Here is a 16732-nt window from a genome sequence, read left to right as displayed (position 1 = left end):
CACCCGCTAAACAATTACTCACTAAGCAATCGCCAATTTAGGCAACGGAATGTACAAGCTCTCGGTTAAGTCGCTGAGCATCTGGTCGTAAACGTGAGAGATGCTGAGTGAAATATCCGAAGTGATTTGGTACATCGCGCCAGCTTCTATTTGAAAGGCAGGATGATCATGCAGTTCGCTCAGGCTATGCAGCGCGGCTGAGCAGCTTGGCGAAGCTACCGTTAAAGGGCTGATTAAGGCGAGTTGATTGATCCTACGCCTGACAACCTCACTATAATGCTGCAAGCGTATGCGGCCATCTTGAGTATCCATTTCATCAATGCTGATGCGCAACTGAGTTAGCGCGTCCATCGCATCAATGACCTGTTGCCAATTAATATGGTATTCATCGCTGAGATCTTCGCGGTTGGATTCCACCAACCAAGCCAGCATTACCTCATCCATTAAGAACATACAGTGGCGAATCGTCTTGCCATGCATCATCTGGTTGCGAGCCACAGAGTGCTCTGGCCACTCCTTGATGAGCGCTTTAAGCTTAATTTGCAGCACACGGTACATTGGTTTGTTATCAAAGTGTGCGATAGCAATTAAGTGATTACTGTTGTCATACAGCGTATCGTGTAATTCACTGAGCTCAGTATCACGCCTTTGACCTAAAGCCAAAGCTTGGTGAGTAATGCTACGGTGCTGACGGCATAAAAACAGTAGCTGGCGAAGGTCGATCAGCAATTGATATTTACGTTGTAATGTGGATTCACGCTGTTTTGCCAGATAAAACATCAGCCACAATATACCGATAGAGATAAGCATTGAGATAAAAACAAACATAACCAACTCCTTGTTAATGTTATACCAATCTAGAGTTAGCAGGGTTAATGCCAGTTTTTTATTTGTTTAAATTCAATGGGTTATGCATTTGCGCGTTGAGGTGATGCATCTTATTAGTGCATTTTGAACTAAAAGTGTGAGCAGGATCGATCGGTTTTAGTCAGTGGGGAAATAAAAAATCCCCAGCACAGAGCATGCCGGGGATGATCATCGTGAAGATTGATGTATTACAGTACGCGCATGCCAGCTTGAGCACCTTCATGTGGCTCAAGGATCCATAGCTCGCTGCCACCCGGGCCTGCGGCTAAGATCATGCCTTCTGACATACCAAACTTCATTTTACGCGGTTTGAGGTTCGCTACCATGACAGTGTACTTGCCTACTAACTCTTCCGGCGAGTAAGCAGCTTTAATGCCGGAGAATACTTGGCGAGTTTCGCCACCAATATCCAATTGGAATTTAAGCAATTTATCTGCTTTTGGCACCGCTTCGCAAGCGATGATCTTAGCGACGCGTAAGTCCACTTTGGCAAAATCATCAAATTCGATTTCAGCAGCAATAGGGTCTTTACTTAGCTCAGTTTCAACTGTGGTTGGTTGCGCGCTCTCAATCGCGGCTTTTTCTGCTGCCGCTTCTTCTTTAGACGCTTCAATCATCGCTTCAACGTGTTTCGGATCAATGCGATTAAACAGCGCTTTGAATGGCGTGAGCGTATGGCTTGTTAATGGTGTTTGTACGCCTTCCCAAGTGAGTTCTTGGTTTAAGAATGCTTCGGTGCGCGCCGCTAGTGCTGGCATTACAGGTTTTAAGTAAGTCATTAACACGCGGAATAGGTTGATGCCCACTGAGCAAATGTCTTGTAGCTCTTGCTCTTGACCTTCTTGTTTAGCCACAACCCAAGGCGCTTTTTCATCCACGTATTGGTTCGCTTTGTCCGCCAATGCGGTGATTTCACGAATGGCACGGTTAAATTCACGGTTTTCGTAAAGATCAGCAATGCGATCCGCTGCTGCGGCAAATTCTGCGTACAGCTCTGGTTCGGCAAAGGTTGCAGACAACTGATTTTCAAAACGTTTGGTGATGAAGCCTGCATTACGCGATGCAAGGTTGACGATTTTATTGACCACATCGGCGTTCACACGTTGGGTGAAATCCTCAAGGTTTAAATCAAGATCGTCGATGCGGCTATTGAGTTTTGCGGCGTAGTAGTAACGTAAGCATTCTGGGTCTAGGTGGTTTAAGTAAGTACTTGCTTTGACAAACGTTCCTTTAGACTTCGACATCTTCGCGCCATTGACAGTGACATAACCGTGCACGAAGACGTTATTAGGCTTACGGAAACCACTGCCATCAAGCATCGCTGGCCAGAATAGGCTGTGGAAGTAAACAATATCTTTACCGATGAAATGGTACAGTTCGGTTTTACTGTCTTTATTCCAGTATTCGTCAAAGTCTAAGTCATCGCGTTTGTTACATAGGTTTTTAAATGAACCCATGTAGCCGATAGGCGCGTCTAACCACACGTAGAAGAATTTGTTCTTTTCGCCGGGGATTTCAAAGCCAAAGTATGGCGCATCACGTGAAATATCCCACTGTTGCAGGCCGCCTTCGAACCACTCTTGCATTTTATTGGCGGTTTCTGTTTGTAGCGAGCCAGAGCGAGTCCACTCTTTGAGCATGCTTTCAAATTGAGGCAGGTCAAAGAAGAAATGCTCGGAATCCTTCATTACTGGCGTCGCGCCAGAAACGGCCGATTTCGGGTTGATAAGCTCTGTTGGGCTATAGGTTTCGCCACACGCATCGCAGTTATCACCGTATTGATCTTCTGACTTACATTTTGGGCAAGTGCCTTTCACGAAGCGATCAGGCAAGAACATCTCTTTTTCTGGGTCAAACAGCTGAGAAATGGTGCGGCTTGAAATGAAGCCATTTTTTTTCAGCTCAAGATAAATGTGAGAAGCCAGCTCGCGGTTCTCTTCGCTGTGAGTGCTGTGATAATTGTCAAAGCTGATATCAAAACCTGCAAAATCTTTTTGGTGCTCTTCACTTACTGCGGCGATCATCTCTTCAGGTGTAATACCCATCTGTTGTGCTTTAAGCATAATTGGCGTGCCGTGAGCATCGTCTGCACAGATGAAGTTTACAGTGTTGCCGCGTAGGCGTTGGTAACGAACCCAAATGTCAGCTTGGATATGCTCAAGCATATGACCAAGGTGGATCGAACCGTTAGCGTACGGAAGGGCACAAGTTACCAGCAGTTTCCTTGAAGAAACGTTTCTTGGGTCAGTCGCCATACTTAATATTCGCTTTTTTGATAGGTATGAAAAATAGAGACCAATACTACCTTATGCAGCGAGCGACTCCAAGGCGTGAGCCTAAGGAATCCCGCAACTTTTTTGGGGTTCAGTCTGACAATAGAGAGTGATAGCATGAGCAAAAAGGAGAAGCTATGCAGCCGTTCACATCTAAACAAGATTTTTGCGATTGGTTAAACCAATTTGAACACCCTCATCTTATTGCGGGGTGGGCAAACCAACCGCATTGGGTTTCGGTTACAACAGCGGGACGTTTGACGGTTCATATTCCATTTGCCGCTAAAAATCTGCTGGATGAGCTTTCCGAATGGGTCGTCTCCAAGCAGCAAACCGATGCGCTTGCTCCATTCAGTGTTGAGATAATCATTGCGCCGAAAGCGCTAGCGACGACGGTCGCTCATAGTGTTAATGGTGTTAAAAATATTATTGCGGTGACTTCAGCCAAAGGGGGCGTCGGCAAATCAACCACAGCCGTCAATCTTGCTCTAGCCATTGCTCAATCTGGGGCGAAAGTTGGCTTGTTGGATGCGGATATTTATGGCCCTTCAGTGCCGATGATGCTTGGCAAGCAAGAAGCAAAGCCAGATGTGCGTGATAATAAGTGGATGCAGCCAGTTGAGGCATTTGGCATTTTCAGTCATTCGATTGGCTATCTGGTTGATAAATCTGAAGCGGCGATTTGGCGTGGGCCGATGGCATCGAAAGCACTGGCGCAACTGCTCAATGAAACCGAGTGGCCAGATGTGGATTATCTGGTCATCGACATGCCACCGGGGACAGGTGATATTCAACTCACCTTGTCACAACAAATTCCGGTAACGGGCGCGGTGATCGTCACCACTCCGCAAGATCTGGCACTAGCGGATGCGCGCAAAGGGGCGGCCATGTTCGAAAAAGTCGACGTTCCGGTTATCGGGCTTATTGAAAATATGAGCTATCACATCTGCAGTCATTGTGGAGAGAAAGAGCATATCTTTGGTGTCGGTGGCGCGCAGAAACTGGCCAGTGAATATGGGTTGGCGCTGCTTGCACAAATTCCTCTGCACATTGCCCTGCGTGAAGACATCGACCAAGGTCGTCCTACCGTGGTTGCTCAACCAGAAAGTGAGCATACACAGCGTTATCTTCAATTGGCGGAACGAGTCTGTTCAAGCCTATATTGGCAAGGAAAGCCTAAGCCGGATGCAATCAGTTTTACATTAGTAGACTAGTGTTGATTCGCAGTGCTATGAAAGTAGCACTGTAGTGATCTTTTCTGAAATACGACGGAAACGTTTGCTTGGTAGTTTGTTATTCAAACCTCTTCCAAAGTCCAAATCGAGACTGGTATCAGGGGGTTGAAGTCCCTATAATCGGCCAGTTTATCTATTTTCATCACCAAACCATCACCGGGTGCAAAAATAATGTCTGAGAATAATCAATGCGTCATCGTAGGTATTGCTGGCGCTTCAGCTTCTGGAAAAAGCCTGATTGCAAGCACGATTTATAACGAACTTCGTGCCAAAGTAGGCGACCACCAAATTGGTGTGATTACGGAAGATTGCTATTACAACGACCAAAGCCATCTCAGTATGGAAGAGCGCGTTAAGACAAACTACGACCACCCGAATGCACTTGACCATGATCTACTTTGCCAACATTTAGAACAATTAACCCGTGGCGAAGCGGTTGAAGTGCCAGAGTACAGCTACACTGAGCATACTCGCACCGCGAATACAACGCTATTAACACCCAAGAAAGTGATTATTTTAGAAGGTATTTTATTGCTGACAGACCCACGTTTACGTGACTTAATGCATGCGACCGTATTTATGGACACTCCGCTGGATATCTGTTTATTACGCCGAGTGAAGCGTGATGTAGAAGAGCGTGGCCGCACCATGGATTCGGTATTGAAGCAATACCAAAAAACGGTTCGCCCTATGTTTATGCAGTTTATCGAACCGTCAAAACAGTACGCGGACATTATCGTTCCTCGTGGCGGTAAAAACCGTATCGCCATTGATGTATTAAAAGCCCACATCGCGAAATTGTTGAAATCTTAACTTTTGTGGTCTTTATTTTTAAGCAGACAAGTGGCACTTTAGGTGCCACTTTCTTTTTCTAATTAAGCAAGGAAAAAGCTGATGAAAAAACTGTTTCTTTTCATTGCCATTATTATCGGTGCGTTAATCGCTGCCGCGCTCGCACTTGTCCTGTTGGTCAATCCTAACCAATTTAAGCCCTTGATTGTAGAACAAGCCAAACAGAAAACGGGGTTGGACTTAGTCATTGAAGGAGATATCAGTTGGAGTTTCTTCCCTTCGCTTGGCTTTGAGCTGGGCCAAACTGAACTCAGAAACCCACAAGGTTTCAGCGCTCCAAACCTGTTTAAAGTCGATCAAGTTGGCATTGAAATTTCGGTGATGCCATTGCTGGATAAGCAACTGGAAATTGGCAATATCCGCCTAAATGGTGCTGAGTTCCATCTTGAAACCCTTAAAGATGGCCGTTCAAACTTAGATAGCTTAACTCAAGCCGCGCCTCAACCAGCCGCCTCTTCCGCCGTAAACGAAACAAAACCAGCACAAGAAGAGACAAGCAGCGTCAATGCGAGCAACCCTGTTCAAGAGTGGACGATTAACTTAGCGGGCGTTAGCGTCGAAAACGCATTACTGGAAATACAAGACCGCAAAGCCGGTACACATACCAAGCTGTATGACGTGGCGGTCAATCTTTCAGAGTTTGCGGTGGACAAATGGACGTCAGCAACTTTTGCCGCCAAAGGTAAAAATAACCAACAAAACTTTGCCGCAGAAGGGCGAGCTGAATTCAAATTAGCCGCTGGTTTCAAGGATTATGCGCTGAAGAACGTTGTGCTTGATGCGAGCCTTAGTGACCCATCAAACCAGATTGATTCTGCGAAGATTGAATTAGCCACGTTCGAGTTTGATAAGAAGAATGCGCTGTCATTCAGCGTGAAAGGAAAGGTAGCGGATTTAAAACTTGATGCGAAGGGGAGTGCGCAACTGACTCTCGATAAAGCCATGAGCTTGGTGAAGATTGATACGTTGGTGCTGGATACTAATCTAGAAGGAACCAGTTTGCCACAAAGCCCCATGCAGATCGGTTTAACTTCGAACATTCGTTTTGATCTCTCTAAAAACCAACTGGATGTCCTACTCAGTAAATTAACCGCAAATGCATTAGAATTTGATGGTGATGTCAAAGTGACGTTGGCTGAGATCCCTAAAATCCGTTTCAATATGCATAGCCCAAATATCGATTTGGATGAATTTTTAGGGCTTGCGAATCCAGCAGCTGCAAGCAGTGCCGTTAGTGAAAGTAAGGCATCGTCAGGTTCAACTTCAGCGGCGCCTGCGGCGGTGAGTGCTGAAGTGGAACCGGATCTCAGTGCATTAAAAACGTTGGATGTGCAAGGCAAGGTGATAATCGACAAGTTCAAAGCCAATAATGCTCGATTACAGAATGTGCAAACCAGCTTTAGCGTCGATCGTGGCATCGTGAATTTAACCTCATTCAGTGCCAACCTTTACCAAGGTACTATTCAGGCGACCGCTCAACTGGATGCAACAAAAGTACCTGCCACTTATAGCGCTAAAAAAAGCGTTAAGGGAGTACAGGTGCTGCCGCTATTAAAAGATGTACTCAATAATGAGATGTTACAAGGCACGGGTAACATCGATGTGGATGTAAAAGGTCGCAGTTTGACGCCAACGGGCATTCAACAAAACCTTGTCGGAACCGTGAACATCAACTTTGCCGATGGTGCAGTCAACGGTATTAACGTCGCTCACCTTATCCGTAGCAATTACGCCAAAATTAAAGGTAAGAAAGTGGATGACGACCCAGTGAAGAAAACCGATTTTAGCGCCATGACCGCTACGCTGAAATTGAATAAAGGGGAAGTCACCACCAATAACCTCGCCATGCAATCACCACTGTTGCGTATTCGTGGTGAGGGTAAAGCGAATTATCTGCAACAAACGGTTGATTTCTTGGTGAGCACTTCTGTGGTGGGAACGCTAGAGGGGCAAGGTGGCAAAGACATTGATGAGTTGCGAGACGTCACGATTCCTATCAACATCTCAGGGCAATGGAGCGATCCTAAATTCAAATTGGTTTTTGATGATGTGTTAAGACAAAAAGCGGAAAAAGAGATTGACCGTGGCTTGGAGAAGCTCGGCGTTGAGATAAAAGATGAGAAAACTAAGAAAGCGGTTGATGGCTTATTAAAAAGTCTTTTTAAGTAATTTACTGGGTTGATTTGATTTGATTTGATTTGATTTGATTATGATTGATCAAGCCTCCTCAATTTAGAGGAGGCTTTTTTATCACCAGTCGATGCCTTTTCGTGCTTTGATGCCCGACTCAAAGGCGTGTTTCACATTTTTGACTTCCGACACCGTATCGGCGATTTCAATCAAGCTGCGGTGTGCTCCTCGGCCCGTGATCACCACCGACTGCATTGTTGGCCGTGTTGTTAAGGCTTCAATCACTTCGTCTAATTCGATATAGCCATAGCTCACCATGTAGGTCAGCTCATCAAACAACACCACATCAATCGACTCATCTTTAAGCATGCGTTTGCACTCTTGCCAAACCCCTTGCGCCGCTGCGGTATCGGCTTCTTTGTTTTGTGTTTCCCAAGTAAAGCCCGTCGCCATGACTTGAAATTCGACGCCCAGTTTTTCAAGCAGATTACGTTCACCGTTTTCCCAGGTGCCTTTAATGAACTGGGCTACCGAACATTTCAAACCGTGGCCGACAGCGCGCGCAATGGTGCCAAAACCTGAGGTAGATTTCCCTTTACCATTGCCGGTAATGATCAATAACAACCCTTTCTCTTGCTGAGCCGCGGCAATTCGTGCATCGACTTGCTCTTTTACTTTCTGCTGCCTCGCCTTATGGCGTTCATTTTTAATTTCTTCAGTCGACATGCTCAATCCTGTTCATTAATAGCGTTGCCGCTATCATAGCTCAACTACTCGGCAGCAAAAACCATCGAAATTACAAGGAATAAAAAAGCCAGAGCAGTGCTCTGGCCTTCTGGAGTGTTTCTAATGAGTTTAGAAGCGGTAATTAGCTTGTACGCCGATAAGCCAAACATTGCCCGTTACTTCACCATTAAATGCACCACCAATTTGTGCTGAAGTAGCATCAGAGGCATCTCTTGGTTCGTTGATCGTGGCATCTTTTGCAAAAATATAGGTAAAGCCAGCGTCAAGTGTTAGCTGTGGTGTGGCAACGTAACTTGCACCGATACTAAGCCAAGTTCGGTCAGTCTCTGGGATTGTTGCTGTGCGGTTTTTATCGTCCACTGCTGATGTGTCGTACGCAATACCTGTACGCAGAGCGATCTTAGCGTCGTATTGGTAAGTCGCACCTAAGGCAAAGCGGTAGTTATCTTCCCAGTTTTCTGATTTGATCAGATCTGACTTCTCTGGGAATACGGCAGTCAGTTCCTTGAATGAGCTCCAATCTGTCCAGTTCACGCTGGCATGCAGTGCCAGTTTCTCATTTAATTGATGGTAACTAGCAAGCTCTGCTGTGGCGGGCAAGGCAACAGACATCATCCCAGGTTTGTAAGCACCGTAAGTAATGCCTTTAGCGTGCCCATCAAAATCCATCATCACTTCGGATTTATAGCTTGCGCCAATACGGTTTGTTTCATTGATCTGCCAAGCTGTACCGACTTGCCATCCCCAAGAGTTATCTTCGCCTTCCATATATTTTAGGGTTGTACCTTGCGGAAGAGTCAGTGCATTTTTTGCTGGAGCGGTGGCACCAAAATGGCCTTCTCCGATCACATAGCGTACGCCACCACCAATACTAAATTCAGTGGTTACTTGATAAGCGACATTGAGATTCGCTTCTTTAGTAATAACGCTTGCTTGATTGCCAAAGTGTGAGGCAGCAAAATCATTACCCAGTTCGGTTTCCATCCCATAGTTTGTCCCTAGCGCAAAGCCCAGCACTAGTTGTTCATTCAACTGATGAGATAAGTAAAAATTAGGAATAACCGCATCATGAGCGAAGTCTTTTGCGCTTGCTTGCGTTGTGCCAAGTAATGAGTGGCTCACGGTGCCATTCACATCAACATTCGGATTAACGTAAATTGCACCAACAGAAATTTGCGTACCTTTCAAATAAGTCAGCATGGCAGGGTTACGCCATTGTGCACTGGCGTTATCAGCCATAGCCGCTTCACCGGCGTAAGCACGCCCAAGGCCCGTTGCAGAGTATTCTGCCAATTGGAAACCGGCCGCTTGAGATGCATTCGATACGCTGAACAGTCCACATGCCACTGCGAGTGAAAGAAGAGTTTTATTTGATTTCATTATAATGTTCGCTGAAATATTTGAATTCGGTGTGGGAATTTTAAGGTTAGAGCGAATACTTTAAAAATATAAAGCAGTGAATTTATTGTTTTTGAAATTTAAATCTACTTATAGTTTAATTCTAAGCGTAATACTCTGCTTGTTATGGAAGTGTTTCTAACTTTCAGCGAACGTTTGTAGTGTGGTTTAAGGTAAAAAAGGTACAGTTGTTAGCTCGATTCGATAAAGCGATGCGGCTACAAGTATGAAAAAGGGCTGGAAAACCAGCCCTTTATTGATGCTATGCTGATAAACGTTGCGCTTAGAAGCTGCGGCTATATTGTAAGCCGACTAGGATTGCATCTGCGTGGGTCGTTGCTGAAATAGAAGACAGTTCTACTGGTAATGTTGGGTGAGGTGTTGATTCGTTAACCTGAACGTCTTTGCCCATTAGATACGTGAAACCAAAATCAATGTTTGATTGTTGATCTAAATGGTAAGTAAAGCCAGCCGACAGCCAGTTACGATCAGAATCAGGAACTGAAACGGATGTTTTTTGATCTTGAGCACTGGTGTCATACATGTAGCCAGCACGCAGTGTCCAATCTTGGTTTAAGTAGTAAGTACCACCAATCGAGTAATGCATACCATTTTGCCATTTATACTCGTTCAATACCCCGCTTGTTTTAGCTTCTAGCTTGTCAAATTCAGCCCAGCCAATCCATTGAACACTATAATGTACGGCAAATTGTTCATTTAAGCGGTGGAAGCCTGAGAATTCAGCCATATCAGGAAGTGGCATAATGAGAGTGTCATCAACTTTACCTTTTCCTGAACGAGAATAATTGACATCTCCATCAGCTTCTAAGTCTGGGCTATAACGGTAAGAAAAACCAAAGCGGTTATGTTCATCCAGCTCATAAACAGTGCCTAAGTTAAAGCCTAATGCCCAACCATCGGCATCAGCTTCTAACGCTGTAGAGCTACCTAGGTATTGACTTGTTTTTCGTTCGAGTTTTCCTTGACCATAAATCAAATCTAAACCTAAACCTAGACTCCATTGTTCATTTAAACGGTAAGAACCTGATAAACCAAAGTTTGCACTTTTCACATCAGTTAAGCCGCCGTATTCAGCGCCAACAAAGGAGCTATCAAACTCAGTTTTTGTACCGAAGTTTGAATAGGCATTAATACCCCATGCAAATTGATCATTGACTGGCACAATTAAGTGAATATTCGGTGCAATAGACGTGTCACCCGCATCATCATAATTTGAATCAAAAGATGAGCCAGGTGCTGTAATCGCTGAATATTTTGCATCTTTAACTTTTATTTTCGATGTGATCGATACAAAGCCCAAAGAGAGTGAGGTTTCATCAAACAACGCCATTGCGGCAGGGTTACGAGCCATCACCGATGCGTTATCGGCAATAACAGCATCACCAGCAAACGCACGGCCTAGGCCAGTCGCAGATTGTGCATTGAGCTGAAAGCCCGCTGCCAGTGCTTGTTGTGAAGCGAGAGCTACCGTTACGGCAAGTAACGATTTTTTAAACAGACGCGTCTTGTTCATGGTGCTTTTTCCTTTTTGATTTCATCGCCTCTAATGGACGTTGTTTTTTGAGCAAATGCTCAATTGGTGGCTGATACTAGAGCCTAGTATATAAGATAGAAATCCGACCATTGTCTAATTGAATGATAAAATTACAGAAATGATGTCTATTTGGCAGGAAAAAGGCGAAAAATGCTTGTTTATAGAGTTCATGCTCTATTTTGATTTGGAGAACCTGACCTGCATTATATACAGGTCAGGAATGATTTTAATGCGAAGCTTTCAGCATAGGCATTAGTTGTTTTGCAATGTTGGCGATATCTTCACCATTTTCACCGACAAGGATCAGGCTAGCATCACCGACGGGTTCAATGATTCCTGCCATCCCTTGCTCATTAAATTGCACCGCTTGTTCGCTGGCAATGCTCGTTAAAAATAGTGTCACTTTCCCGCTCTCACCTTGAAAAACCATATGTAGAGCGTTTGCCTTGCCAAAACCACAGTGGTTTAGGTAATAAACGTGGTAAGGGAAGCTATTGCTTAACTGATAAGCAAATGGCAGCATTTTGGCGTTGATCTGTGTTGAGCTCACTTGTTCATCCAGTTGGCTGACAAAACCTTCTTCATCAATGACGTGTTTGATGGCGGTGTCCATTAGGCTTGCCTGCGCCGGTGGAATAAGCACATTTCGCCAATTGATTTGACCGACGAATAAACCAAACACAAAAGCAATCGATGCCGCTAATGCCATTACTTGCTTGGCAAAAGTAGGGCGAGAGACATTACTTGTCATTGTGGCTTGATTAAACAGAATCCGGTCGGCGAGATCGTCAGGTACATCTACATTCATTGCATTGGCAATCTTAGTATCTAAGCTCAAGATGTCTTCTATAAATTGACGATTGGCATCACTGATAGATGCCGCTTGGATAACGTCTTGGTCATGCTGCTTTGGATCGGACATAACTCGGCGGCGAAATTCTAATTTATCCATTTTGCTGCCCCTTATACGCTTTTGATGAATCTAATTGTTCTTTTAATTGATTACGAGCTCGAAACAGACGAGTCATGACCGTGTTTTTATTGAGTTCGAGGATCTCGCCAATTTCATCACCACTAAAACCACCAATGACTTGTAGGAAAAGAGGTTCTCGGTATTCAATATCCAGCTTCATTATCTGTGCCTGCAACCACTCTTGTTGGTGATGAGGATCATCGTTGACTTTTACATCACCGCTGTAGTCATCAATATCGACCAACTCAAACTGCTTGCGCTCAAAGCGGCGCGCGTTCTCGCGACGAAGAATAGTTATAAGCCACGATTTGGCCGCTTTCTCGTCGAGCAAACTATCGAGAGATTTCCAAGCCCTCAAGCAGGTTTCTTGGACTAAATCTTCAGCAATGCTTTTATCTTTACATAGCCAATAGGCATAACGAAAAAGATCTCGGTGATAAGCACGCACGAGCGTTTCATATTTTCTCTGTCTGTCAATATTACTATTGACCGGGCTGCTGGACTTTTTCTTTCCAAACATGGTTATTATCGACACATGAGTCTCCGTTTGCTCTGTGATTTCTTCTTTGTTTAGGCCAGTTTGTTGTCGGCTCGCGCTGAACTGTGCGCGTATTTATTCACTTTGGATTCGTTCAGTTGTTCGGCGACATCAACTTAAGCGTCGACGGCTTTTTAAGTTCATAGTATGGAATAAATCCATATAAAATTGATCTACTTCAAAATCTCATAGCACGAAGTGGCTATAGTACACCTTGTCATCTCGTTAGTCATTGCGACTAACATGTTGAGCAAGATGACACTTCCTTTTGAAGGCTGACTTTACTTTCTCCTAATCAGGAAACTGATTATTTCAATTGGCGTAAGTTAATTGCTTTATATATTCCGACCACACATTATTGTGTGGTTTTTTTTTGCTTATATCCCCTTCCTACTTGAAGCCGCAGCGGTGTTGGCTACGTTCGTTCACCCCAATCACATAGTTTGCCTATGCTCATGGGGACTCACTCACTTACCGCCTACCTGCAACTCCAAGTTGTTTGGGTATCATTCCATTATTCATTTAAAGATTAAGTGATTATCCATCTCCTTTCCCTACATTACTTGCTTCGATTCGATGCGAATATCACGTTTATTTAAACACTTGTTTGATTGTTTTAACAACCTCGTTACAATGCGTCAGGTCAGACCTCTATTTTAAGGAGAAACAATGGGCAAACAGGAAGTCAAAACGCGCTCTGGTGAGCGTGTGGCTATCGTTGCGGGGTTGCGTACCCCTTTTGCGCGTCAAAGTACCGAATTTAGTCAAGTTCCTGCAGTCGATTTAGGCAAGATGGTGGTGAGTGAACTGCTTGCGCGAACGGAACTCGATCCTAAATTAATCGAACAACTCGTCTTTGGGCAAGTCGTGCAAATGCCAGAGGCACCAAATATCGCACGTGAAATCGTTTTAGGGACGGGAATGAGCATCCATACCGATGCGTACAGCGTCACACGAGCGTGCGCTACCAGTTTTCAGGCGGCGGTGAATGTGGCTGAAAGCATCATGGCTGGCACGATTGATATTGGTGTGGCTGGTGGTGCCGATTCTTCTTCCGTTTTGCCAATTGGAGTGTCTAAAAAATTAGCCGCTAGCTTACTTGCTTTAAGTAAAACCAAAACCGTTGCTCAGAAACTCAGCATCTTAAAATCCTTATCTTTTAAAGACTTAATGCCAGTACCGCCCGCGGTCGCTGAATATTCAACGGGCCTTTCGATGGGGCAAACGGCTGAGCAGATGGCAAAATCTCATCACATAAGCCGACTGGATCAAGATGCGTTGGCACATCGTTCTCACTCTTTAGCTTCACAAGCTTGGAAAGAGGGCAAAATCCAAGGCGAAGTCATGACGGCATTCCCAGAGCCTTATAAAAAGTGGATCGCTGAAGATAACAATATTCGTCATGACTCGACTTTGGAAGGTTATGCCAAGTTACGTCCAGCGTTTGATAGGCAATATGGTAGCGTAACGGCCGCCAACAGCACACCACTAACCGATGGCGCTGCCGCTATTCTATTAATGCGTGAAGGCCGTGCTAAAGAGCTTGGTTTGGAGATTATGGGTTATATCCGTTCTTACGCTTTTTCAGCGATTGGTGTTGAACACGATATGTTAATGGGGCCGTCTTATGCGACACCGTTAGCCTTACAACGTGCCGGTATTGAGCTTTCCGATCTCACATTGATTGACATGCATGAAGCGTTTGCCGCGCAAACCCTCTCTAATATGAAAATGTTCGCCAGTGATAAGTTTGCACAGGAACATCTTGGTCGAGCAAAAGCGATTGGCGAAATTGATATGGACAAATTTAATGTGCTAGGTGGTTCGATTGCGTATGGTCACCCCTTCGCGGCGACGGGTGCGCGCATGATCACACAAACACTGCGTGAACTAAAACGACGTGGTGGTGGTTTAGGGCTGAATACCGCTTGCGCAGCGGGTGGTTTGGGCGCGGCAATGATTTTGGAGGTTGAATAATGAGCACAGAGAGAGCTTTTCATTTAACGATTGATGAACAAAATATTGCGTGGCTGGCGATTGATGTTCCCGGCGAAAAAATGAATACGCTACAAGCGGCGTTTGCCCAAGAGATGCAAGAGGTTTTTGCGACCTTGGAGGCACAAAAAACCAGCCTAAAGGGGATGGTGATTCACTCGCTTAAGCCAGATAATTTCATTGCAGGAGCGGATGTCCGTATGCTGAACGCTTGCCAATCGGCCAGCGAAGCACAAGCATTGGCCAAGCAAGGTCAGGAGATGTTTCAAACCTTATCGGATTTGCCATTCCCAGTGGTTGCCGCGATTCATGGCCCATGCTTAGGCGGTGGTTTAGAGCTGGCGCTGGCTTGTCACTACCGGGTGGGCAGCGACGCGGACATCACGCGTTTGGGTTTGCCCGAAGTGCAATTAGGCTTGCTGCCAGGCTCTGGTGGAACGCAGCGGTTGCCGCGTTTGATTGGTTTGTTACCTTCTCTCGATTTGATTTTGACGGGTAAGCAGCTGCGCGCAAAAAAAGCAAAACAGCTGGGTGTTATTGATGCTTGCGTAGCAGAGACTATCTTGCTGGATGTGGCTAAGAAGTATGTGCTCGATAATTCTGGGAAAAAACGTCATCAGGCCAATACCTCGGCCAAAGAGAAATTAATCTCTCATACGCAGCTTGGTCGCAAATTAATTTTTGATCAGGCTGCTAAAAAGACTAAGCAAAAAACACGAGGTAATTACCCAGCCGCAGACGCGATTTTAGAGGTGATCCGTCACGGTTTAGATCGTGGTTTTAAAGCCGGGTTAGAGCTTGAAGCGAAGCGATTTGGTGATTTGGTGATGAGCTCGGAATCCAAAGCATTGCGCTCGATTTTCTTTGCCACCACAGAAATGAAAAAAGAGACGGGCAGCGACGCAAAACCTCAAACCGTGAAACGTATCGGCGTATTGGGCGGTGGTTTAATGGGGGCAGGGATCGGCCATGTTTGCGTTGCAAAAGCCAAGGTTCCCGTACGAATCAAAGATGTTTCGAATGATGGGGTATTAAACGCGCTCAATTACAACTACAAATTATTCGATAAACAGCGCAAGCGTCGCATTTTATCCAAAGCGCAGATGCAGACAAAAATGGCGCAATTGTCTGGCGGGATTGATTTTACCAGTTATCAGCATATCGATGTTGTCATTGAAGCGGTATTTGAAGATCTCACGCTTAAGCAGCAAATGGTGGCTGATATTGAAGCGAATGCCAAAACCAGCACCATTTTTGCGACGAATACTTCTTCGCTTCCAATCCAGAAAATTGCAGCGAAGGCGGCGCGTCCAGAGAATGTGATTGGGTTGCACTATTTCAGTCCTGTTGAAAAAATGCCTCTGGTGGAAGTGATCCCTCATCAAACCACATCGCAAGAGACGATAGCCACAGTAGTGGCCTTGGCGAAAAAACAGGGCAAAACGCCGATTGTGGTCAAAGATTGCGCTGGTTTTTATGTTAACCGTATCCTTGCGCCTTACATGAATGAAGCGGCGCAGATCCTGATGGCGGGTGAGTCGATTGAAAAGATAGATACGGCTTTACTCGATTTCGGTTTCCCAGTCGGCCCTATCACGTTATTGGACGAAGTGGGCATTGATGTTGGCTCGAAAATCATGCCAATTCTAGTGCAAGAACTCGGCCCACGTTTTCAAGGACCAGACGTATTTGATTTGCTGCTCAATGACAATCGCAAAGGGCGTAAAAGTGGTAAGGGATTCTATACCTATAAAGGTAAGAAAAAAGAAATCGACAAATCTATCTACAAATTGCTGAAAATCACGCCAGATGCCAAGCAGAGTGATAAGGAGATCGCGCTGCGTTGCGTGTTACTTATGCTGAATGAAGCCGTACGTTGTTTGGATGAGGGCGTAATTCGTTGTGCGCGAGATGGCGATATTGGTGCGATTTTCGGTATCGGTTTCCCGCCGTTTTTTGGCGGCCCATTCCGTTACATAGACCAAATTGGTATCAAGAAATTAGTGGAAATGATGAATCAACATGCTGAGAAGTATGGCGATAAATTCGCTCCTTGTGATGGGCTACTGACTCGTGCTGGGGTTGAAGCACGTTTTTATCCGTAGTCATCTCGGCTGTTTTCATTCATATGTTTGCTTAAATTAGGCGAGGGAATATCCTCGCTTTTTT

General features: G+C 45.1%; 12 protein-coding genes. 5 read left to right on the top strand and 7 right to left on the bottom strand.

The features are described from left to right. Positions 1–21: 21 nt before the first annotated feature. Positions 22–828, bottom strand: a complete 807-nt coding sequence (locus tag CCZ37_RS08445; protein WP_167372400.1) for a hypothetical protein — start codon at positions 826–828, stop codon at positions 22–24. Positions 829–1055: 227 nt separating this feature from the next. Then, complete coding sequence (gene metG / locus CCZ37_RS08440; RefSeq protein WP_094500293.1) at positions 1056–3122, bottom strand: methionine--tRNA ligase; 2067 nt, start codon at positions 3120–3122, stop codon at positions 1056–1058. Between the two features lie 155 nt (positions 3123–3277). Between metG and apbC the strand changes: the two genes are divergently transcribed. The 3 genes from apbC to CCZ37_RS08425 all read left to right on the top strand — a co-directional run bounded on the left by apbC (position 3278) and on the right by CCZ37_RS08425 (position 7396). Continuing rightward, entirely contained in the window at positions 3278–4354 is a 1077-nt protein-coding gene (apbC, locus tag CCZ37_RS08435) for an iron-sulfur cluster carrier protein ApbC (RefSeq protein WP_094165723.1), read from the top strand. A 192-nt stretch (positions 4355–4546) separates the two neighbouring features. Then, complete coding sequence (gene udk / locus CCZ37_RS08430; RefSeq protein WP_010320672.1) at positions 4547–5188, top strand: uridine kinase; 642 nt, start codon at positions 4547–4549, stop codon at positions 5186–5188. An 81-nt stretch (positions 5189–5269) separates the two neighbouring features. Continuing rightward, the gene (locus CCZ37_RS08425; protein WP_094500292.1) at positions 5270–7396 is read left to right on the top strand and encodes an AsmA family protein; all 2127 of its coding nucleotides are present in this window, start codon (positions 5270–5272) and stop codon (positions 7394–7396) included. 81 nt (positions 7397–7477) lie between these two features. On the opposite strand, the gene cobO is transcribed toward CCZ37_RS08425, so the two are convergent. The 5 genes from cobO to CCZ37_RS08400 all read right to left on the bottom strand — a co-directional run bounded on the left by cobO (position 7478) and on the right by CCZ37_RS08400 (position 12550). Continuing rightward, the gene (gene cobO / locus CCZ37_RS08420) at positions 7478–8083 is read right to left on the bottom strand and encodes a cob(I)yrinic acid a,c-diamide adenosyltransferase (protein WP_026028813.1); all 606 of its coding nucleotides are present in this window, start codon (positions 8081–8083) and stop codon (positions 7478–7480) included. Between the two features lie 129 nt (positions 8084–8212). Next, complete coding sequence (locus tag CCZ37_RS08415) at positions 8213–9484, bottom strand: outer membrane protein transport protein (protein ID WP_094132908.1); 1272 nt, start codon at positions 9482–9484, stop codon at positions 8213–8215. Between the two features lie 301 nt (positions 9485–9785). Further along, positions 9786–11036: an outer membrane protein transport protein gene (locus CCZ37_RS08410; RefSeq protein WP_019283105.1), complete on the bottom strand. Its 1251-nt coding sequence runs from the start codon at positions 11034–11036 to the stop codon at positions 9786–9788. 247 nt (positions 11037–11283) lie between these two features. After that, positions 11284–12009, bottom strand: a complete 726-nt coding sequence (locus tag CCZ37_RS08405) for a DUF3379 domain-containing protein (protein ID WP_094500291.1) — start codon at positions 12007–12009, stop codon at positions 11284–11286. Continuing rightward, positions 12002–12550 carry a sigma-70 family RNA polymerase sigma factor gene (locus CCZ37_RS08400; RefSeq protein ID WP_010318652.1) on the bottom strand — a complete coding sequence of 183 codons (549 nt, stop codon included), beginning with the start codon at positions 12548–12550 and terminating at the stop codon, positions 12002–12004. The genes CCZ37_RS08405 and CCZ37_RS08400 overlap by 8 nt, the downstream gene beginning before the upstream one ends. A gap of 687 nt (positions 12551–13237) precedes the next feature. Between CCZ37_RS08400 and fadI the strand changes: the two genes are divergently transcribed. Next, positions 13238–14545 (top strand): acetyl-CoA C-acyltransferase FadI, encoded by a 1308-nt coding sequence (gene fadI, locus CCZ37_RS08385; protein WP_094500289.1) that lies wholly within the window; start codon positions 13238–13240, stop codon positions 14543–14545. After that, entirely contained in the window at positions 14545–16668 is a 2124-nt protein-coding gene (gene fadJ / locus CCZ37_RS08380; protein ID WP_094500288.1) for a fatty acid oxidation complex subunit alpha FadJ, read from the top strand. Before fadI ends, fadJ begins: the two co-directional genes overlap by 1 nt. Positions 16669–16732 lie beyond the last annotated feature (64 nt).

This window comes from Vibrio qinghaiensis (assembly GCF_002257545.1).
Lineage (GTDB): Bacteria > Pseudomonadota > Gammaproteobacteria > Enterobacterales > Vibrionaceae > Vibrio > Vibrio ordalii.
Note: the sequence above shows the minus strand (reverse complement) of the source record. Positions and strands in the feature narration are given on the sequence as shown.